Below are 18,092 nucleotides of genomic sequence, written 5' to 3'. Positions count from 1 at the left end.
TGATCGTATCGCCGCCCCGCTCTGTGAGAGCCTGGAGCGGTGCCGCTGTTCTCGGTGGGGCACGGACGCCTCACACCCGTCGAACTGACCGACCTGCTCCGGTCGGCCGGCGTCGAGACCGTCGTCGACGTCCGACGCTTCCCCGGCAGTCGCCGCAATCCCGGCATGAGCCGCGACGCGATGGCCGGTTGGCTCCCGGACGCCGGCCTCGACTACCACCACGACGTCGCGCTCGGCGGGCGCCGACGCCTGGAACCCGGGCGGCCGGTGGAGGACCCGTGGTGGCGGGTGCCGCAGTTCGCCGCCTACGCCGCCCACACCCGCACCGACGAGTTCCGGGACGGCCTCGCGCGACTGCTGGAGCAGGCGCGACGGTCACCGACCGTCATGCTGTGCAGCGAAAGCGTGTGGTGGCGATGCCATCGCCGACTCGTCGCCGACGTCGCTGTCCTCCTCCACGACGAGAACGTGCAACACATCCTGCCGGGTGGCCGCTGCACCGCACACGTGCCGGCCGCCGGCGCCCGGGTACGCGACGGGCAGGTGTACTGGGATCTCGTGCCGGACAGCGCCGCCCCGTGAACAGCTGAAGGGACCCTTCGTGCGCCAGGAGCGAACGAAGGGTCCCTTCAGCTGAAAAAGTGAGCCGATCCACCGGACCGCTCCGGCGGGTGTCAGGCCAGGATGTCGTACCGGACGATGGTTTCGTCGCGACCCGGGCCGACGCCGATGCAGGACATGCGGGCGCCGGAGAGTTCTTCGAGGCGCAGCACGTAGGCCTGTGCGTTGGCGGGCAGTTCTTCGAAGGTGCGGGCGCCGGAGATGTCTTCGGTCCAGCCGGGCATTTCTTCGTAGATCGGCTTGGCGTGGTGGACGCCGGTCTGGGTGGTGGGCATTTCGTCGACGCGTTCGCCGTCTACGTCGTAGGCGACGCAGATGGGGATGGTGTCGAGGCTCGAGAGGACGTCGAGTTTGGTGAGGAAGTAGTCGGTGATGCCGTTGACGCGGGTGGCGTAGCGGGCGATGACGGCGTCGAACCAGCCGGTGCGGCGGGCGCGGCCGGTGGTGACACCGACTTCACCGCCCTTGACGGCGAGGTATTCGCCGTGTTCGTCGAACAGTTCGGTGGGGAACGGGCCGGAGCCGACGCGCGTGGTGTAGGCCTTGAGGATGCCGAGCACCGTGGTGATCTTGGTGGGGCCGATGCCGGAGCCGACGGATGCGCCACCGGAGGTGGGGTTCGACGATGTCACGTACGGGTAGGTGCCGTGGTCGACGTCGAGGAGGGTGCCCTGTGAGCCTTCGAGGAGGACGGTCTCGCCGCTCTCGAGGGCCTGGTTGAGCTGGAGGCGGGTGTCGGCAATGCGATGCTTGAACCCGGCGGCCTGCTCGAGGACTTCCTCGACGACCTGCTGCGGGTCGAGGGCCTTGCGGTTGTAGATCTTGACGAGCACCTGGTTCTTGAATTCCAGTGCTGCCTCGACCTTCTGGGTGAGGATCTTCTCGTCGAGGACGTCGGCGACGCGCACACCGACGCGGGCGATCTTGTCCTGGTAGCAGGGGCCGATACCGCGCCCGGTGGTGCCGATCTTCTTGGCGCCGAGGAAGCGTTCGGTGACCTTGTCGATGGCCACGTGGTACGGCATGATCAGGTGCGCATCGGCCGAGATCAGCAGGCCGGTGGTGTCGACGCCGCGGGCCTCGAGGCCCGCCAGTTCGTCGAGCAGCACGCCCGGGTCGACGACGACACCGTTGCCGATCACGTTCTTGACGCCCGGCGTGAGGATGCCCGACGGGATCAGGTGCAGTGCGAACTTCTCGCCGTTCGGCAGAACGACGGTGTGCCCCGCATTGTTGCCACCCTGGTACCGAACGACCCACTGCAGGTTTCCGCCCAGTAGATCGGTCGCCTTGCCCTTACCCTCGTCGCCCCACTGGGCACCGATGAGGACGATTGCCGGCATTTCGCTGTCTCCTACGGTCGACGTGCAGACGTATCCGACTGCATGGTTCCTGCCGTGATCTCAGGCAGTGGCCGGACGCACAGTCTAGTCGAGACCGGTGGTCGTCCGGCCTGCGAGTCCTCGAAACCCGTTCGGACCGGACATCTGCGCCGTCGGACCGTTTGCGGCGCCGCCCCGGATTCGGGTAGACATCGAAACGCCCTTGCGCGCGCCGGATCGTCCCTGTCACGGACCGTCCGGTCGCCGCCGCTGTGGCGTGACAGCCCGGAGATCAGCAAGGAGTGCCCGAATGACGCCCGTAGTGCTCAAGTGCGGCGATGCACCGCTACCGCTGGCGCTGCGCTCGCTCGACGTGTTCACCGCACCCGCGATCCCCGAGAAGGACGACCTCGACGAGGTCTTCGCCCGGCTCGAGACGGTCGAGGGTCCACGACTGGTCGTCGTCGGCGGGGATGCCGCCCTCGCGGCCGCGTTGACCCGGCTGATGCGCACCGAACGGTTGCACATCGAACTGGCGTACGTGCCCGAGGAACGCACCGACGCCACCCACGCGTACGGGCTGCGGACCGGATCGAAGGCCGCGACGATCGCGGTGTCGGGCCGGGCGCGGCCGCTGCCGCTCATCCGGGACGACGCCGGTATCGCCCTGGTCGGCGAGGCCCGCATCTACGGCTCCGAACACGCCGGTGAACTGGTCGGCGAGGTGTACGTCGACGACGCGCGACTGTTCTCCGGCACCGTCCCGGGTATCCGTATCGTCCCGACCCCGGAGCTGCCCGGCCTGCGGGCGACCGTCGACAAGCGCCGGTGGTTCGGCGGTCACCGGTGGCTCACCGGTCGGGCCGCGCAACTCGGGTCGCCGTCGGCAGTGGTGACACGGGACGGCGTCAAGACGCCACGCTCGGTCAAACGGTCGACGTTCTACCGGTACGACCAGGACTGGCTGCTCGTCTACGCGGCCTGATCGCCTCGGCACCGCAGCCGGAATGCGCCGCAGCCGGGATGCGTCGCGGCCGGGATACTGGCAGGCATGTTCCCCGAATCTCGGACCCGGTCCGCAGCGGTCCGGCCGAGTCCCGTCTTCCTCGGTATCGTCGCGGTCGCCGTCGCCGGCGGTGTCCTCGCCTGGCGGGCGGGCAGCGACCCGTCGTCCGGCCGGATCGGGGTGTTCCTGCTGGTCGTCGCCGGCTGGGTCGTCACCCTGTGCCTGCACGAGTTCGCGCACGCGTATCTCGCGTGGCGGGCCGGTGACCACGACGTCGTCCTGCGCGGCTATCTCACCCTCGACCCGCGCAGGTACACGCAGCCGCTGCTGTCGATCGGGTTGCCGGTGCTGTTCCTCGCGCTCGGCGGCATCGGCCTGCCCGGTGGTGCGGTCTACCTGAACACGTGGTCGATGCCGCCGCGCACCCGGACCCGGGTGGCACTCGCCGGTCCGGCCGTCAACATGGTCGCCGCGGTCGTGCTGCTGGCGATCGTTCGCCTGTTCGGGGTCGAGAGCGAACACCGGGTGTTCTGGTACGGCCTGAGTTTCCTGGCGTTCCTGCAGGTGATGGCGGCGATCCTGAATCTGCTGCCGGTCCCGGGCCTCGACGGGTACGCGGCGCTCGAACCGCATCTGAAGGCGTCGACGCGCGCGTCACTGGACAAGGTCAAGCCGTACGGGCTGCTGCTGCTCATCGCGCTGCTGTTCGTGCCGCAGATCAACACCGCGTTCTTCGACGCGATCTACACGATCTTCGGCCTGTCGGGGATCCCGGACGTGTACGCCGCGTTCGGCAGCTATCTCATGCAGTTCTGGCGGTGACTCCAGTGACCGCACCTGCCCCGGCCCGCACGGTTTCGGGCCGAGGCGGGTGCGGTCACATGGCATGACCCAGGCGTCCCCGTCCGAGCCGGAGCAGCAGCAACGCGAGCGTGTGCCCCTCCGGTCCCAGGTCGTCGAAGCGCGACAGCACACTCATTTCCCGGGTGTGCACCAGTCGGGTGCCGCCGTCGTGCATGCGCATCTCACCGATCTGACGGGACAGTTCGGTGCGCCGCTGGATCGCCGCGAGGATCTGTGTGTCCAGGAGATCGATCTCACCGCGGAGTTGCTCGATGTCGACGGCCGGTTGACGATCGGCCATCAGGCTCGTCGACACGCTCGAAACCTGTGCGCTGGTCATGTCCTCCACGCTAGGTATGCGAACGCGTGGGGGTCTAGGTAGTTCACTACCCGATCCGGCGGTTGCCGGTTACGGGAGATTCGTGACCCAGCCGTGCAGTTCGTCCGATCGGAGCGCCGACGCGTGCCGTTTGCGCAGCGCCTCGCACACCGGGCCCGGCGTCCCGTCGCCGACGACACGGCCGTCGACCTCGACGACCGGCGCCACCCCCGCCGACGTACCGGTGACGAACACCTCGTCGGCGATGTACAGCTCGGTGAGGTCGACGGTCCGCTCCACCACCGGGATCCCGTCCTCTCCGGCCAGGGTGAGCAGGGTGCGTCGGTTGATGCCGTCGAGAATGTCGCACGAGACGTCGGGGGTGATCAGGGTGCCGCCGCGCACCAGGAAGATGTTCGCGGCACTGAGCTCGCACACGTGACCGGCGCCGTCGAGGAAGATCGCGTCGTCGTAGCCGGCGTCGATCGCGTCCTGCTTGGCCAGCACCGAATTGACGTACGCGCCGTTGACCTTGGCGCGCGACGGGATCGCCGCGTCGGGGATCCGGCGCCACGTGCTGGTCTTCAGCCGCATACCGTCCTGCGGGACGATCGGGACCGCGTCGTAGACGAACATGCTGACGACGGTCCGACAGCCGCGGACCCGGGTGCCGGGGATCGACTCGTCGACGTGCACGGTGGCGCGCACGAACACGTCCGACTCGGGCGCGTTCGCGTCCACGAGTTCTTTTGCGGCGGAGACGAACCGGCCGAAGTTCCAGTCACCCTCGAATCGGTCGATGCCGATGATGCGACACGACTCGACGAGCCGCCGATAGTGGTCTGCCAGCCGGAACGCGGTCCGGGACGGGCCGTCGACGTGCACCGGGAAGACGGTGTAGACACTCAGCCCGTACAACACCGCCGACGTCGCGACCCCGAGCGTCGCCTCGGCCACCGGAACGAGTCGGTCACCGTAGTACACGTGCGGATGCGGGGTCGCCATGCCGGACAATGCTAGCGGCGACGCCGCGGCCGGGAAAGCGAATTGATCCGCGCGCCACCGTCTTCTCCTCCCACCACCACCGTGATCCGCCCGGCACACTGGGACCATGCTGCACCTGCGGACCCTCGCCCCCGCCGACCTCACCGACGAGGCCGTCCGCATCCTCGAGGACGAACCTGCCGTCAGCGGTATCGCCGTCCTCCGCGGTGCCGCGATCCGGCCGCACGGCGACCTGATCCACGCCGACATCGCCCGCGAGGTCGCCAACGACGTGATCGAGAAGTTGCGCGGGACCGGACTACACCACCGCGGCACCATCGAGATCACGCCCGTGCCGACGTGGTTGTCCCGCAGCGGACTCGATGCCGAACTCGGTAGCCCCGGCAGCAGCGCCGACACGGTCGTGTGGGCCGAGGTCGCGCAACGCTCGTACGACGACGTCGAACTCAACTGGACGTACCTGAGTTTCATGACGCTGGCGACGCTGCTGGCGGGGATCGCGATCGTCACCGACTCGCAGATCCTCGTCATCGGCGCGATGGTCCTCGGTCCCGAGTTCGGGGCGATCGCGGCGCTCGGCGTCGCCCTCGTCAAGCGCCGGTTCGTGTTGCTGGCCACGGCGATCCGCACCCTCGTGATCGGATTCGCAGTCGCCATCGCGGCGGCGACGGTGGCCGCGCTGGCGGGCCGGTTGCTGGGCTGGGTGACGATCGACGACGTCACCGGCCCGCGCCCGGAGACCGCGTTCATCTATACCCCCGACAAGTGGTCGTTCATCGTCGCGGTGATCGCGGCCGCGGCCGGGGTGCTGTCGCTGACGTCGTCGAAACTCGGCGGCCTGTCCGGGGTGTTCATCTCGGTGACCACAGTGCCCGCCGCCGGCAACATCGCCCTCGGTATCGCATTCGGCGCGGGACACGAGATCTGGGGCAGCACGCTGCAACTGGTCCTCAACCTGGTCGGGATGGCGCTCGCCGGGTGGGTGACACTCGCGATCCAGCAGAAGGTGTGGTCGCGGGTGTCGGTGCGCCGCGCCCGCGCCCTGGACCACCGGCGTCGCATGCTGTGACGTCCGGGCGCGCGCTGTCGGTGGCGGCCTGCACACTGGGCGCATGGCAACCTGGCAGGAATTCACCGACGCGGCCCCGGCACTGGCCGAGGCCGTCCACGCGCGACTGACCGCGCACCGGCATCACGTCCTCGCGACGCTGCGGGCCGACGGCTCCCCGCGGGTGAGCGGCACCGAGGTCGACCGGCACGACGGCGCACTGGTCCTCGGGTCGATGCCCGGCGCCCGCAAGGTGCTCGACCTGCGGCTCGACCCGCGGTACGCGCTGCACAGCAATCCCGGCCACCACGACATGGTCGGCGGCGACGCCAAGATCTCCGGGCGGGCCCGCGAGCTCACCGGCGCCGAGAAGCGGGCGATCACCGACACCTACCCGGAGGAGATCGGCGCGGCCGACGTGTTCACCCTCGACATCGACGAGGTGGTCCTCACGACGGTGGCCGAGAACCGGATGCACATCGACCTGTGGCGTCCCGGCCGCGAGGTCACCCGGTTCACCAGGTGAGGTCCTCCTGGCAGCGGGAACCCTCGGCGCCGGACTCCACCTGCACGGTGGCGTGACCGAGTCCGTGCCCGTCGAGCACAGTCTTGGCTGCGGCCAGCACCCGCTGCGAGTCGGCGGTGTCGGGCGCCATCGTGAGGTGGACGGTGGCGACGTCCATGCCGGTGGTGAGCGTCCACACGTGCAGGTCGTGGACGTCCGCGACACCGGGCAGCGCGTGCAGGTCGCCGCGGACGGCGTCGACGTCGATGTGCGCGGGGGACGCCTGGGTGAGGATCCGCAGCGCCGCACCGGCGAGGGTGAGGGCGCGCGGCACCACCCACAGCGAGATGAGGACACCGACGACGATGTCGGCGTACGTCCAGTCGAACAGCACCAGTGCGGCACCGGCGAGGAGGACTCCGACGCTGCCGACGGTGTCGGCGAGGACCTCGAGGTAGGCGCCGCGGACCGCGATCGAGTCCTTGGCGTCGGCGCGCAGCATCAGCATGACGACGATGTTGGCGGCCAGGCCGGCGGCCGCGGTGAGCATCATCGGGACACCGGGGATGTCGGGGGCGTCCCCGATCCGGCCGATCGCCTCGTACATGACGAACGCGGCGACACCGAGCAGCAGGACGGCGTTGGCCATCGCGGTGAGCACCTCGGCGCGATGCCAGCCGAACGTGCGGGCCGCAACCGTGGAGCCCTGCCGAGCCAGCAGCAGCGCGGCGAGTCCCATCGACAGTCCGACGACGTCGGTGAGCATGTGGCCGGCGTCGGCGAGCAGCGCGAGGGATCCGGTCGCCAACGCGACGACGACTTCGAGGACGAGGAACCCGATCAGGATGACGAGCGCGAACACCATCTTGCGAATACGTGTCGGCGTCGGACCGGCGCCCCCGGCGCTCGCGGTGTTGCCGTGACTGTGCCCGTGACCTGCACCCATGATCGACCTCCTCGTCGGACGGCCCATCATATGCATACATTCGCATATATGGAAAGGCGTCAGGGCTCCGGCCGGTACGCGGGCTGTGGGACCGTCGGCGGCAACGTCGCGATCGCCGAGATCCGGCCCAGTCCAGCCACCTGCAGCAGATCCACCAGCAGCGAACGGATCTGCGCGAACACGACGGTCGCCGACAGTCCCGCGTTCTCCACCAGTCCGGGTTTCATGCCCGACGACACCGTCCGCAGCACCCGCGCCGCCTCCGCACGATCCGGTTGCTCCCCCGGTTCGGTGAGGATCATCTGCCGCAACACCCCGACGGCATGCGACAGCTTCTCGATCTGATCGACCAGCCGCGGATCGAGGATCTCGTCGTCCCGGACCAGCGACAGCGACCGCCGGGCCAGCACCCGGATGTTGCGCATCGCATTGTCGATCGGGTCCGCGGTCGCGGTCAGCCGCTCGAGCCGCGCCCGACTGCCCCAGTACATCGGCGACACCCGACTGACCTCCCGGCCGCCGGACAGGTTGCCTCGCAGCGAATCGATCGCCGCCTGCGTGTCCCGGGCCCGGCGCAGCGCCGCCTCGATCGGCTTCGGATCGTTCGCGATCAACCCGTCCGCGACCAGTTGCAGCACCTCCGACGCGGTCGCCAGGATCCCCGCCGCGTCCCGCCGGGCCCGCCGCACCGGATGCGTCGGCACCACCGCGACCACCAGGATGCCGACGACACCACCGACGAGCGCGTCGACCATCCGCTCGATCCCGGCCGCGTCCCCCGGCGGCAGCAACGTCGCCACCAGCACCGCCGACGTGCCGGCCTGCATCGAGAAGATCGGGCCGGACCCGATCAGCACCGCGGACCCCATCGCAAGCGCGACCACCAGAGTGATCTGCCACGGGCCGGTACCGATCACCGAGATCAGCAGGTCCCCGACACCGATGCCGACGGTCACGCCGCACACCAGTTCCACCGAACGCCGCATCCGGGCGCCCAGCGACAACCCGAGCGACACCACCGCCGCGATCGGCGCGAAGAACGGTCGCGGATGCCCGATGACCGTCGTCGCCACGAACCAGGCGATACCTGCCGCCAGCGCACACTGGAGGATCGGCAGCGCCGAGACCTTCAGGCGACGGATCGACGCCGCCGCCCGGGCCCGGCCCGCTGCCGGACGTGGAACGAAACGGCTAGCCGAGACCAAGTGCTTCGGCCGCCCGCGGGTCGCTGTCCTCGAGCAGATCCAGGCAGCGGGCGTACTCGTCGTTCTCCCCGATGGCCTGTGCGGCCTTCGCGAGCACCGCGACGCACCGCAGGAAACCGCGGTTCGGTTCGTGGCTGTACGGCACCGCGCCGAAGCCCTTCCACCCGTTGCGGCGCAACTGGTCGAGGCCGCGGTGGTAGCCGGTCCGCGCGTACGCGTACGCGGTGATGGTGCGGCCGTCCGCGAGCGCGGCCTCCGCGAGGTACGCCCACGCGATCGAAGCGGTGGGGTGGTCGGCGGCGACCTTCTCCGGGTCGGCATGGTTGAGCAGTTCCGACTCCGCGTCGTCGTCACCGGGAAGAAGCGTGGGCTGCGGGCCGAGAAGATCACCGAAAGATGTCATGGCGTCCAGGTTACGTCCACTGTGCCCGTTCGTGACGGCGGGCCGATAGGCTGCCCGTCGGTTGATCCGCTCCCACCCCGAGAGGCATCACGTGCCCGACAACGACGACATCCCCGCCCCCGCCACGGGCGTCGGCCCGACACGTATCGCCCCGGCCACATCGGTCTCCGGCACCGCGGTATCGAAGAAGCGCGCATCCGGCGGCCGTCGCGGCTGGGTCGTCGCCTCCACGATCGCGGTGGCCGGGGTCGTCGCCGCGATCGGTGTCACCGGCTTCGTCGTGGTGCGCGGCGGGGACGCCACCGAGAACCGGGTACGCGACACCGTCGAGGAGTTCGTGGACGCCCTCGGTTCGGGGGATCTGCCGGCGCTGCAGGCGTCGACGTGCGGCGCCCTCGCCGACTTCTACCGCGACGTCCCGCCCACCGAGTTCGCCGGCGTCCACCACGACGCCGTCACCCACGGCAGTGTCCCCGTCGTCACGAGCATCGACACCGTGCAGGTCACCGAGGACACCGCGCGCATCCAGGTCACCGCGTACACCCGCGCCGACGCCGTCGCCTCACCGCGGACGTTCGATCTCCAGCGCGTCGACGGTTCCTGGAAGGTCTGCGACCCGGCCTGAGTCGCGGCCGACCCTCCCCCGAAACGCGTTTCGCGCACTTGTCGCGGTCCCCGAATGGGGAAACCGGCGACAAGTGCGCGAAACGCGGGGAAACAGAGCTCACCGCATCCGGTGAGCGGCGCCTACCGTCAGGCGGAGACCGAGCGGCCCGCGGAGTGCAGGTCGTTGCAGGCCTCGATGACGCGGGCGGTCATGGCCGCCTCGGCCTTCTTCAGGTAGCTGCGCGGGTCGTAGACCTTCTTGTTGCCGACCTCGCCGTCGACCTTGAGGACGCCGTCGTAGTTGGTGAAGAAGTGACCGGCGATGGGACGCGAGAACGCGTACTGGGTGTCGGTGTCGACGTTCATCTTCACGACGCCGTTCTTCAGCGACTCCTCGATCTCCGACTTCAGCGAGCCCGAGCCGCCGTGGAAGACGAAGTCGAACGGCTGCGAGCCGGCTGCCAGGCCCAGCTTCGCGGCGGCCGCGGCCTGGCCCTGCGCCAGCACCTCCGGCTTGAGGACGACGTTGCCCGGCTTGTACACGCCGTGCACGTTGCCGAACGTCGCGGCCAGCAGGTACTTGCCGTTCTCGCCGACACCGAGGGCGTCGACGGTCTTCTCGAAGTCCTCGACCGACGTGTACAGCTTGTCGTTGATCTCGGCCTCGACGCCGTCCTCTTCGCCGCCGACGACACCGATCTCGACCTCGAGGATGATGTTCGCGGCCTTGCTCAGCTTCAGCAGGTCCTGCGCGATCTCGAGGTTCTCGTCGATGTGGATGGCCGAGCCGTCCCACATGTGCGACTGGAACAGCGGGTTGCGTCCGGCGTTCACGCGCTCCTGCGAGATCGCGAGCAGCGGGCGGACGAAGCCGTCCAGCTTGTCCTTGGGGCAGTGGTCGGTGTGCAGTGCGATCGTGACGTCGTACTTGGCGGCGATCACGTGCGCGAACTCGGCGAGTGCGACGGAACCGGTGACCATGTCCTTGACACCCAGGCCCGAACCGAACTCGGCGCCACCGGTCGAGAACTGGATGATGCCGTCACTGCCGGCGTCCGCGAAGCCCTTGATGGCCGCGTTGATCGTCTCGGACGAGGTGCAGTTGATGGCCGGGAACGCGAAGGAGTTGTCCTTGGCCCGGGCGATCATCTCGGCGTAGACCTCGGGAGTTGCGATAGGCACGGCGGCTGTCCTCCATGTGACGAATCGGGGGGCGCGACCGACTGACGGCGCACCGGTGTGTCTATGCAGTATGGCAACCCGCGCGCGTGAATGCCTCCCCGGTGCCCGCGCGGGTGCCGGCGACGACGGTCGATGTGTACCGGTTGTATCGGCTCAGCCGGTTCTCAGTTCCCGCCGGTACGCTGGTGCGTGTGACTGTGCTGGCAGCTTCGGAGACCGTGACCACCAATCTGGCATTGCTGCCGGGATTCCTCGATCCGGTGAATCTGCTCAATTCGTTCGGCACGTGGATGCTGATCGGCCTGCTGCTGGTGGTGTTCATCGAATCGGGTCTGCTGTTCCCGCTGCTGCCGGGCGACTCGCTACTGTTCACAGCCGGCCTGATCGCGGCATCGAAGTCCGCCGACGTGGAACCGTTCGCGCCGCTGTGGGTGCTGATGGTGACCATTCCGATCGCCGCGTTCCTCGGCGACCAGGTCGGATACTGGATCGGCGCGAAGGGCGGCGCGGCCCTCTTCAAGTCCGACGACGCGAAGTTCTTCCGGAAGAGCTACATCGACGAGGCGCACGCGTTCTTCGAGAAGCACGGTCCGATCACGATCTTCCTGGCGCGGTTCGTGCCGATCGTCCGCACGTTCGCGCCGCTCGTCGCGGGTGCGTCGAAGATGAAGTACCCGGTGTTCCTCACCTACAACGTCATCGGCGCGATCGTGTGGGGTGCCGGTGTCACACTGCTCGGCTACTTCCTCGGCCAGATCCAGTTCATCGCCGACAACGTCGACCTGATCTTCATCCTCATCGTCCTGGTGTCGGTCGTCCCGATCATCGTCGAGGTCGGCAAGCGTGTCCTCGCCGGCCGCAAGTCCGGCGCCGCCACCGCACCGGCAACCACCGAGCAGGTCGCCCCGCAGAACGATCCGACGGTCTGACCGTCCGACACACCCACCGACGCCGGTGACCGGGCCTCCCGGTCACCGGCGTTTCGGATAGCCCGCCGCCGACACCAGATACGCGGATTCCATCAGCATCCAGCCGCCGAGCTGCACCGACAGGTCCCGTTCGGCGATGTCGGACGGGTTCACCGATCCCCCCGAATACGTGGCGATGTCGCCGCCGAGTCCCGGGAGTTGTGCGGGCAGGCTCCAGTCCTTCCCGAACAGCGGCAGTTCCTCGACCTGCAGCCGGTTCTCCCACGCCGCCTCCGCCGAACCGAGGACGAGTTGCGCGGCGATCTGCCGGGCGCGCACGTCGGCGGGCGCGTCACCGGGCAGCATCAGCGCGACGAGCGTGAGATACCGGGCGAGCAGTCCGTTGAACAGTCCGCCGTCACCGCCGCCCCCGCCACGGATCACGCCGCCGTTCGCGAGCCGCTCGTCGACCGCGTCGACGAGCCGGTGGACCCGCAGCCGGTGCCGCGGATCGCCGATCCGGACCGCCAGTTCCGTCTCGAGGCTCAGCACCGAACCCTGGCAGTACGTGTAGATGTTGCGTTCGAGGGTGCCGTCACGTCGGATACCGTCGAAGATCAGACCAGTGTCCGGGTCGCGCAGTGTCTCGTCGATCCAGTCCGCCATCGCCTGCGCCCGCCACAACCGACCGGTGCGGGCGAGCATCAGAGCGGCGGGCCCGTTGGCGGGGGTGTTGAAGAAATCGGAGTGGCGACGCCACGGAATCCCGCCGCCGGCGTCCGGGGACCACGCGTCGAACAGTTGCCGTTCGAGGCCGGCGAGGGGTTTGCGGTTGTCGATCAGCTGCATCCGCTGCGCCCGCTCGAGCGCCAGACCGAGCCACGCCATGTCGTCGTAGTAGCTGTTGGTCCAGCCGGTGACGTTCCGGACGCGGTGCCCGCGGATGAGTCGTTGCAGCCGACGGCGGCGGCGGGCGCTGGGCTGGCGTTCCGCGGCGTCGACGGCGCAACTGATGAGGTGCGCCTGCCACCAGTAGTGCCAGTTGACGAACATTCACTCGCGGGTCACCGCGGGCCACGCCACAACCGCCAACGCCGTACCGGGCATCCCCCAGACACGGCGAATGTGCCGGGTGGTCACCGCGGTCTCCGCCGCGTCCGCCCGAGCAGACCATTCGCGCTGCATGACTATCGATCTTGCCTGGGGGACGGCGCTTCCGCTACCAGGCGCGGCCGAGATCGGCGTGCTGCCGGATCCAGGCGTGCATCGCGACGCCCGCCGCGACACCGGCGTTGATGCTGCGGGTGGACCCGAACTGGGCGATCGACACCGTCATCGCGGCCGCCGCATGTCCCTGGTCGGTGACCCCGGGCCCCTCCTGCCCGAACAGCAGCAGGCAGTCACGGGGCAGGTCGACGGTCTCGATCGGCACCGATCCGGGGGTGTTGTCGACGGCGACGACCGTCAGCCCGTGCTCCCGTGCGAACGCGGCGACCCCGTCCAGGTCCGGGTGGTGCACCAGATGCTGGTAGCGGTCGGTGACCATCGCGCCGCGCCGGTTCCAGCGGCGCCGGCCGACGATGTGCACGGCGGCCGCCGCGAACGCGTTCGCGGTCCGCACGACGGTGCCGATGTTCGAGTCGTGCCCGAAGTTCTCGATCGCGACGTGCAGCGGATGGCGTCGGCTGTCGATGTCGGCGACGATCGCCTCCCGCGTCCAGTAGCGGTAGGCGTCGACGACGTTGCGCCGATCCCCGTCGGCCAGCAACTGCGGATCGTAGTGCGGGTCGTCGGGGATCGGCGCGTCGTGTTCGAGTTCCCAGGACCCGACGCCGTGCGGGTGCTCACCCCACTCGGTGGGGCCGGGTGTGTCGGCGTCGTCGCCGGCCGCGGCGTGCATCTTCGGTTCGTCGATGCGCGGTTCGTCGGTGTTCGGTTCGCCGGTGTTCGGGTAGCTGCTCACAACATCTCGTTCGGATCGGGGAAGTCCCTCGAACTGTAGTCCGCACGGTTGTCGCGGCCGCCGCGCGTTCAACCCGCCTGCGTCACCGCCCGCTGGTCCGGGGCCGGGTCGGCGGTCGGCGTGGAGCCGCGGGGAACAGTGCACGTCGCCGCCACCGCCGCGATCGCGACGACGAAGCACGCGATCGTGTACCAGAGGTTGCCGATCGGATCGCCGCTGTCGGTGACGCCGTTCTCGGCGGCGAAGAAGTCGGGCAGCGCGCTCGCCCACAGCACACCCATCACCACGATGTACACGGTCGCGTAGACGCGGACGAAGTCGTTCGAATACGCCGGGGTGGTGGCAGTGCCGCGTCGCAGACGCGACCACTGGGCGACCAGCAGCGGGATCGCGACGACGGTGACGGCGACGAGTTCGGCCGCGTACAGGACGCCGCGGACGGTGTCGCTGCCCAGCCCGCCCACGGTCGCCGGCAACGGCAACACGAAGACGCCGACGGACGCGACCAGACCGATCACGACGGTGCGCCACACCAGTTCGAGGCCCCCGAAACTGCGTCCTTCATCCACGTGCCGGCCGACGAAGAACTGCACGCACAGTGCCAACGACATCGGCCACAGCGCCGCGAACACCACGACGCTCGGCAGCGGAACCGCATCGAAGAACGGCAGATTGACCTTGTTGTCGAGCGTCCACTCCCACCAGCGCAGTTGCGGGCCGAGCTGGTCGAAGATCTCGTAGAACGCGTGGTGGACGAAGCCCACGCACACCGCGCCGAGGAACACCCCGTAGCGGCGGAACACGCCGAGCATGCGGACGAGCTCGAACGCCATCGTCGCCATCAACGGGTAGATCGCGACGATGTACAGCGGGAGCCGGCCCCACAGGAAGTCCACCGTGAACACGTTGTGCGCGAACATCGTTCCGAGATATTCCTCGGTGCCGAACGTGGCCGGGAAGTAGATGGGCGGTTCGATGACGAACAGGAACGCGGTGGCACCGAACCACAGCACCAGGTTGGTGGGATCACCGTGCCGGCGCAGCCGCAGGATCGCGTACACCAGGGCGAGGACCGCCCCGAGCACGATCATCGCCTCGAGCACCGGCAGCGTCCAGTTCTCCAGGGCCGCCGGATTACGGAACTCGACGAGCCCACCGGCCTCCTCGCACGAGAAGCCCAGGCGCTCCGCGAGATCCGCGAACGTGGGCGAGCATCCGGCCGCCATCAGTTCGCCCCCGACGCGGCCGGCTCGGACGTGTACCAGCGGGTGCAGTCGTAGCCGTCGTCGTAGCGGGTGAACCATGCATCGGCGAGGACCGGCAGGTTCTCGTGCGCCGGATCGTGCCCGGGGGTCTGACTGAGGGCGGCACCCTTGAGCGCGGTGAGCTGTTCACCGATCGGCAACCCGTCGAACGCACGCGGCATCGGCCCCTTGCTCAGGTACGGCGCGAAGAACGTGAGCACCTTCTGCTTGGCGCGGTGCCGGGCGAACATCGACAGCGAGTCGACCTTGCGTTCGCTGAGCGGCACGTGCTGGTTGAAGCCGGCGCACGCGATCCGGATCACCTTGAGCACGTGCGCGAACACCGACGGCGCCATCCGCATCCGGTACAGCTCGCTGCCGACGACCGCCTTGTAGAGGATCAGCGCGGAGCTGCGGTGCTCCACCTCCTCGACGAAGTGCCACAGGAACAGGGACGCGACCCGGTCGTCACCGCGCCGGAACAGCGTCTCCTCGTTGTCGAGCATGAGCTTGAACACCGGCGTGAACGTGGCCTCGAGGTCGGCGGTGTACGCGAGCCGATAGTTGATCGACGTCGCCTCGGTGAGGAGGTCGAACTCGCCGATCACCGCGTCCAGGGTGTTCTGCAGTCCCGGGTAGCGCCGGATCAGGGCGGCCACGTGCTGCCGGTGCGCGGTCGAGTGGTGACCCTCCTGCCGCATGAATGCAACCGCCTCCTCGGCGACCGTGGGATCGGTCATGAGCGGCTTGGCCTGCAGGATCAGCTTCACGATCATCTTCTCGAAGCCGACGGCGAGGAACGAGACCGCGTTCGACATGCTCGACCACGCCGGGTTCTCGGGATTCCACAGGAACGGGACGTCCCCGTCGTCGAACCCGAAGTCCATCTTCCGGGGTTTGAGATCCGTCATGCGCGCTACCTCGTTCGTCGTTCGTTCGGCTGCCGTCGCGATCATACGAATGACGGATGGTTTGTATGATGACTTTCGTCGAAATCGCCGTGGCCTGCGCCTGGACGGGCCTCGATGCTGGTACCGTCCGCCCGTGGCACGCAGACGAGGATGGGGCGGCCGACCCCCGGTCGATGACGCGGAGGCCGCGCGGCGCATCGTCGAGGTGGCCGTCGAGGCGATCTCCCGCACCGGGTCGGCGGTCGGCATCGCCGAGGTCGCCGACGCACTCGGCGTCATCCGGCAGACGGTGTACCGCTACTTCCCCAGCGCCGACGCACTCATGCGGGCGACCGCGATCGCGTCGGTCGACGCATTCCTCGACCGGTTGACCGCCCGCGTGCACGGACTGCACGATCCGACCGAGGCGGTCGTCGAGGGCGTCGTCTTCACACTCGACGACGTCCGGCGCACCCCACACCTGGGCATCATGCTGTCGGGCGCGCACTCGAACACCCCCGGGATCACGTCGGACGAGGCCCGCATGTTCGGCACGACGATGATCCGACGCTTCGACGTCGACTGGGAGCGCCACGGCTACGACGACGCGGCACTGCTCGAACTCGTCGAGCACCTGCTGCGGACCATGCAGTCGTTCTTCGTCTCCCCCGGCACACCCCCACGATCCGACGACGACCTGCGTCGCTACCTACGACGATGGCTGGCCCCGGCGATCGTGGCGCAGCCCGGATACGGGTCCGATCCGGGCGGCTAGGCTGGGGGCGAACGAGAAGAAGGCCATGAACCATCCCCGCATCGTCCGCACCGTCTGCGTCATCACCGTCAGCTACGTGATCGTGCTGGCGATCTGGCTGGGCCGACTCGTCGAGCACACCCCCGAGGGGACGATCCCCTACCAGATCGGCGGCCTGCTCGCCGCCTACGGATCGGCGCTGGGGCTGGGCATGATGTGGGCCGGGAGTCCCACCCGCTCGGATCGCCGGCTCGCGCGGCACGGACTCGAAGGATGGGCGACGATCACTCGCGCCCAACAGATTCGGAGGACCGGCAACAGCATCGCCGACGCCGTGGTCACCGAACTCGACCTCGACCTCACCGTCCCGGGGTCGGACCCCTATCGCGGCCGGGTGCGGTACGAGGTCTTCCCGGAGGACCGGGACCGGTTCGTCGTCGGCGGGATCGTCCCGATCCGCGTCGATCCCCGCGACCGGGACCGGATCATGATTCTGCCCTAACGGTTTCGTGTCCGGACGATGCCGAGCGCGATCATGCCCTCGACGAGCAGCACCTGCGCGGCCGCGTACGACGCCAGCACCGCACCCTCGGCGACCACACGCGACTTCTCCTGGCGCAGAAACAGTTTGCGTACCACGATCAGCCCGTCCGACCCGGTGAACAGCAGTCCGCCCAGGCCGAGCCAGCTGCGCCGGTCCCGCCGGTTCGGCACCGGCAGTCCGACGACGGCGGCGGCATCGGGTGCGAGCGCCGGATCGGCGGCGAGGGTCGCGGTGGTCCCGAGCAGCGCCCCGTAGCCGGTGAGGGTCGGCGCCACCGCCGGCGCCTTCGCCGCCAACAGGCCCGACGCCGTCGCCCACGCGGCCAGCCTCGGTGCCGCGGTCCCCCGGCGCGGGCGGGCACCGTGCGTGGCGAGCAGCGCCGAGTAGGCGGACTGCATCACCGCGAACGACGTCGCACCGCGGCGCAGACGGGTGTCGTCGTCCGGGTCGATCATGAAGACGTCGCCGACGGTCGCGGCGGCCAGTCCGGTGACGAGCAGCACGGTGTCGGAGGTTCCGAGATCGGCGCGGCGACGCAGCACCCGGGCCGCGAGCGCCGGCGCGATGAGCGGCTTGGCCACCTGCTGGACACGTTCGCTGCCGGCGACGCCGCCGTACACCGTCGCGGCCGCCGCACCGGCGAAGACGAAGTGTTCCGCATGGTCGAGAAGCCACGTTCCGATCCGCCCGAATGCCATGCCCACTCCCTCGTCCGCACCCTCGTGTCCTGTTCGTCACGAACGTACCGGGCCGGTGGCTGCTTCCCCCGCGTTTCGCG

General features: G+C 69.1%; 20 protein-coding genes and 1 pseudogene. 9 read left to right on the top strand and 12 right to left on the bottom strand.

Features of this window, described 5'->3' with window-relative positions:
- The first annotated feature begins 39 nt into the window (after positions 1–39).
- Complete coding sequence (locus E0497_RS06705; RefSeq protein WP_137724006.1) at positions 40–582, top strand: DUF488 domain-containing protein; 543 nt, start codon at positions 40–42, stop codon at positions 580–582.
- A 92-nt stretch (positions 583–674) separates the two neighbouring features.
- On the opposite strand, the gene E0497_RS06700 is transcribed toward E0497_RS06705, so the two are convergent.
- The gene (locus E0497_RS06700) at positions 675–1,964 is read right to left on the bottom strand and encodes an adenylosuccinate synthase (RefSeq protein ID WP_137724005.1); all 1,290 of its coding nucleotides are present in this window, start codon (positions 1,962–1,964) and stop codon (positions 675–677) included.
- Positions 1,965–2,253: 289 nt separating this feature from the next.
- Here E0497_RS06700 and E0497_RS06695 point away from each other — a divergent pair, with 289 nt between their 5' ends.
- Together E0497_RS06695 and E0497_RS06690 are read left to right on the top strand one after the other, a co-directional pair.
- Complete coding sequence (locus E0497_RS06695; protein WP_137724004.1) at positions 2,254–2,928, top strand: hypothetical protein; 675 nt, start codon at positions 2,254–2,256, stop codon at positions 2,926–2,928.
- A gap of 66 nt (positions 2,929–2,994) precedes the next feature.
- Positions 2,995–3,771 carry a site-2 protease family protein gene (locus E0497_RS06690; RefSeq protein WP_137724003.1) on the top strand — a complete coding sequence of 259 codons (777 nt, stop codon included), beginning with the start codon at positions 2,995–2,997 and terminating at the stop codon, positions 3,769–3,771.
- A gap of 55 nt (positions 3,772–3,826) precedes the next feature.
- On the opposite strand, the gene E0497_RS06685 is transcribed toward E0497_RS06690, so the two are convergent.
- A complete protein-coding gene (locus tag E0497_RS06685; RefSeq protein ID WP_137724002.1) occupies positions 3,827–4,132 on the bottom strand; it encodes a chorismate mutase in 306 nt (101 codons plus the stop codon).
- A gap of 69 nt (positions 4,133–4,201) precedes the next feature.
- Positions 4,202–5,116, bottom strand: a complete 915-nt coding sequence (locus E0497_RS06680; protein WP_137724001.1) for an aminotransferase class IV — start codon at positions 5,114–5,116, stop codon at positions 4,202–4,204.
- A 106-nt stretch (positions 5,117–5,222) separates the two neighbouring features.
- Between E0497_RS06680 and E0497_RS06675 the strand changes: the two genes are divergently transcribed.
- Both E0497_RS06675 and E0497_RS06670 read left to right on the top strand, forming a co-directional pair.
- Entirely contained in the window at positions 5,223–6,185 is a 963-nt protein-coding gene (locus E0497_RS06675; RefSeq protein WP_137724000.1) for a DUF389 domain-containing protein, read from the top strand.
- 43 nt (positions 6,186–6,228) lie between these two features.
- Positions 6,229–6,690 (top strand): pyridoxamine 5'-phosphate oxidase family protein, encoded by a 462-nt coding sequence (locus tag E0497_RS06670; RefSeq protein ID WP_137723999.1) that lies wholly within the window; start codon positions 6,229–6,231, stop codon positions 6,688–6,690.
- Here E0497_RS06670 and E0497_RS06665 read toward each other — a convergent pair.
- From E0497_RS06665 to E0497_RS06655, 3 genes are read right to left on the bottom strand one after another with little or no spacing between them, the layout of a single operon-like run.
- Positions 6,680–7,615 (bottom strand): cation diffusion facilitator family transporter, encoded by a 936-nt coding sequence (locus tag E0497_RS06665; RefSeq protein WP_137723998.1) that lies wholly within the window; start codon positions 7,613–7,615, stop codon positions 6,680–6,682. The genes E0497_RS06670 and E0497_RS06665 overlap by 11 nt on opposite strands.
- A gap of 59 nt (positions 7,616–7,674) precedes the next feature.
- Positions 7,675–8,820: an FUSC family protein gene (locus tag E0497_RS06660; RefSeq protein WP_137723997.1), complete on the bottom strand. Its 1,146-nt coding sequence runs from the start codon at positions 8,818–8,820 to the stop codon at positions 7,675–7,677.
- Complete coding sequence (locus E0497_RS06655) at positions 8,807–9,223, bottom strand: DUF3151 domain-containing protein (protein WP_137723996.1); 417 nt, start codon at positions 9,221–9,223, stop codon at positions 8,807–8,809. Before E0497_RS06655 ends, E0497_RS06660 begins: the two co-directional genes overlap by 14 nt.
- A gap of 91 nt (positions 9,224–9,314) precedes the next feature.
- On the opposite strand from E0497_RS06655, the gene E0497_RS06650 reads away from it, so the two are divergent.
- Positions 9,315–9,848: an Rv0361 family membrane protein gene (locus tag E0497_RS06650; RefSeq protein WP_194150308.1), complete on the top strand. Its 534-nt coding sequence runs from the start codon at positions 9,315–9,317 to the stop codon at positions 9,846–9,848.
- A 128-nt stretch (positions 9,849–9,976) separates the two neighbouring features.
- Here the strand turns inward: E0497_RS06650 and fbaA are convergent, their stop codons facing one another.
- A complete protein-coding gene (gene fbaA, locus E0497_RS06645; protein ID WP_137723995.1) occupies positions 9,977–11,011 on the bottom strand; it encodes a class II fructose-bisphosphate aldolase in 1,035 nt (344 codons plus the stop codon).
- Between the two features lie 191 nt (positions 11,012–11,202).
- Between fbaA and E0497_RS06640 the strand changes: the two genes are divergently transcribed.
- Positions 11,203–11,940 (top strand): VTT domain-containing protein, encoded by a 738-nt coding sequence (locus E0497_RS06640; protein ID WP_170312893.1) that lies wholly within the window; start codon positions 11,203–11,205, stop codon positions 11,938–11,940.
- Between the two features lie 42 nt (positions 11,941–11,982).
- Here the strand turns inward: E0497_RS06640 and E0497_RS06635 are convergent.
- The 4 genes and pseudogenes from E0497_RS06635 to E0497_RS06620 form a co-directional block, all read right to left on the bottom strand.
- Positions 11,983–13,104: pseudogene (locus tag E0497_RS06635) on the bottom strand (glycoside hydrolase family 76 protein).
- Positions 13,105–13,138: 34 nt separating this feature from the next.
- Positions 13,139–13,819: a TrmH family RNA methyltransferase gene (locus E0497_RS06630; protein WP_137724086.1), complete on the bottom strand. Its 681-nt coding sequence runs from the start codon at positions 13,817–13,819 to the stop codon at positions 13,139–13,141.
- A 131-nt stretch (positions 13,820–13,950) separates the two neighbouring features.
- Entirely contained in the window at positions 13,951–15,108 is a 1,158-nt protein-coding gene (locus tag E0497_RS06625) for a hypothetical protein (RefSeq protein WP_137723994.1), read from the bottom strand.
- The gene (locus E0497_RS06620) at positions 15,108–16,037 is read right to left on the bottom strand and encodes a metal-dependent hydrolase (RefSeq protein ID WP_137723993.1); all 930 of its coding nucleotides are present in this window, start codon (positions 16,035–16,037) and stop codon (positions 15,108–15,110) included. Before E0497_RS06620 ends, E0497_RS06625 begins: the two co-directional genes overlap by 1 nt.
- Positions 16,038–16,170: 133 nt before the next feature.
- Between E0497_RS06620 and E0497_RS06615 the strand changes: the two genes are divergently transcribed.
- Together E0497_RS06615 and E0497_RS06610 are read left to right on the top strand one after the other, a co-directional pair.
- Positions 16,171–16,791, top strand: a complete 621-nt coding sequence (locus tag E0497_RS06615) for a TetR/AcrR family transcriptional regulator (protein ID WP_137723992.1) — start codon at positions 16,171–16,173, stop codon at positions 16,789–16,791.
- Between the two features lie 25 nt (positions 16,792–16,816).
- A complete protein-coding gene (locus E0497_RS06610; RefSeq protein ID WP_137723991.1) occupies positions 16,817–17,272 on the top strand; it encodes a hypothetical protein in 456 nt (151 codons plus the stop codon).
- Here the strand turns inward: E0497_RS06610 and E0497_RS06605 are convergent.
- Entirely contained in the window at positions 17,269–18,012 is a 744-nt protein-coding gene (locus tag E0497_RS06605; protein ID WP_137723990.1) for a lysoplasmalogenase family protein, read from the bottom strand. The genes E0497_RS06610 and E0497_RS06605 overlap by 4 nt on opposite strands.
- Between the last annotated feature and the right edge of the window lie 80 nt (positions 18,013–18,092).

This window comes from Prescottella subtropica (assembly GCF_005434945.1).
Taxonomy (GTDB): Bacteria; Actinomycetota; Actinomycetes; order Mycobacteriales; family Mycobacteriaceae; genus Prescottella; species Prescottella subtropica.
The sequence above is the reverse complement of the archived record's forward strand: the minus strand, read 5'-3'. Positions and strand labels throughout refer to the sequence as shown.

What these genes read in the sequence shown, in the direction of transcription:
- E0497_RS06700 (WP_137724005.1), bottom strand. Translation starts at nt 1,964, where the DNA reads ATGCCGGCAATCGTCCTCATCGGTGCCCAGTGGGGCGACGAGGGTAAG.
- E0497_RS06695 (WP_137724004.1), top strand. Translation starts at nt 2,254, where the DNA reads ATGACGCCCGTAGTGCTCAAGTGCGGCGATGCACCGCTACCGCTGGCG.
- E0497_RS06690 (WP_137724003.1), top strand. Translation starts at nt 2,995, where the DNA reads ATGTTCCCCGAATCTCGGACCCGGTCCGCAGCGGTCCGGCCGAGTCCC.
- E0497_RS06685 (WP_137724002.1), bottom strand. Translation starts at nt 4,132, where the DNA reads ATGACCAGCGCACAGGTTTCGAGCGTGTCGACGAGCCTGATGGCCGAT.
- E0497_RS06680 (WP_137724001.1), bottom strand. Translation starts at nt 5,116, where the DNA reads ATGGCGACCCCGCATCCGCACGTGTACTACGGTGACCGACTCGTTCCG.
- E0497_RS06675 (WP_137724000.1), top strand. Translation starts at nt 5,223, where the DNA reads ATGCTGCACCTGCGGACCCTCGCCCCCGCCGACCTCACCGACGAGGCC.
- E0497_RS06670 (WP_137723999.1), top strand. Translation starts at nt 6,229, where the DNA reads ATGGCAACCTGGCAGGAATTCACCGACGCGGCCCCGGCACTGGCCGAG.
- E0497_RS06665 (WP_137723998.1), bottom strand. Translation starts at nt 7,615, where the DNA reads ATGGGTGCAGGTCACGGGCACAGTCACGGCAACACCGCGAGCGCCGGG.
- E0497_RS06655 (WP_137723996.1), bottom strand. Translation starts at nt 9,223, where the DNA reads ATGACATCTTTCGGTGATCTTCTCGGCCCGCAGCCCACGCTTCTTCCC.
- E0497_RS06630 (WP_137724086.1), bottom strand. Translation starts at nt 13,819, where the DNA reads ATGCACGCCGCGGCCGGCGACGACGCCGACACACCCGGCCCCACCGAG.
- E0497_RS06625 (WP_137723994.1), bottom strand. Translation starts at nt 15,108, where the DNA reads ATGGCGGCCGGATGCTCGCCCACGTTCGCGGATCTCGCGGAGCGCCTG.
- E0497_RS06620 (WP_137723993.1), bottom strand. Translation starts at nt 16,037, where the DNA reads ATGACGGATCTCAAACCCCGGAAGATGGACTTCGGGTTCGACGACGGG.
- E0497_RS06610 (WP_137723991.1), top strand. Translation starts at nt 16,817, where the DNA reads ATGAACCATCCCCGCATCGTCCGCACCGTCTGCGTCATCACCGTCAGC.
- E0497_RS06605 (WP_137723990.1), bottom strand. Translation starts at nt 18,012, where the DNA reads ATGGCATTCGGGCGGATCGGAACGTGGCTTCTCGACCATGCGGAACAC.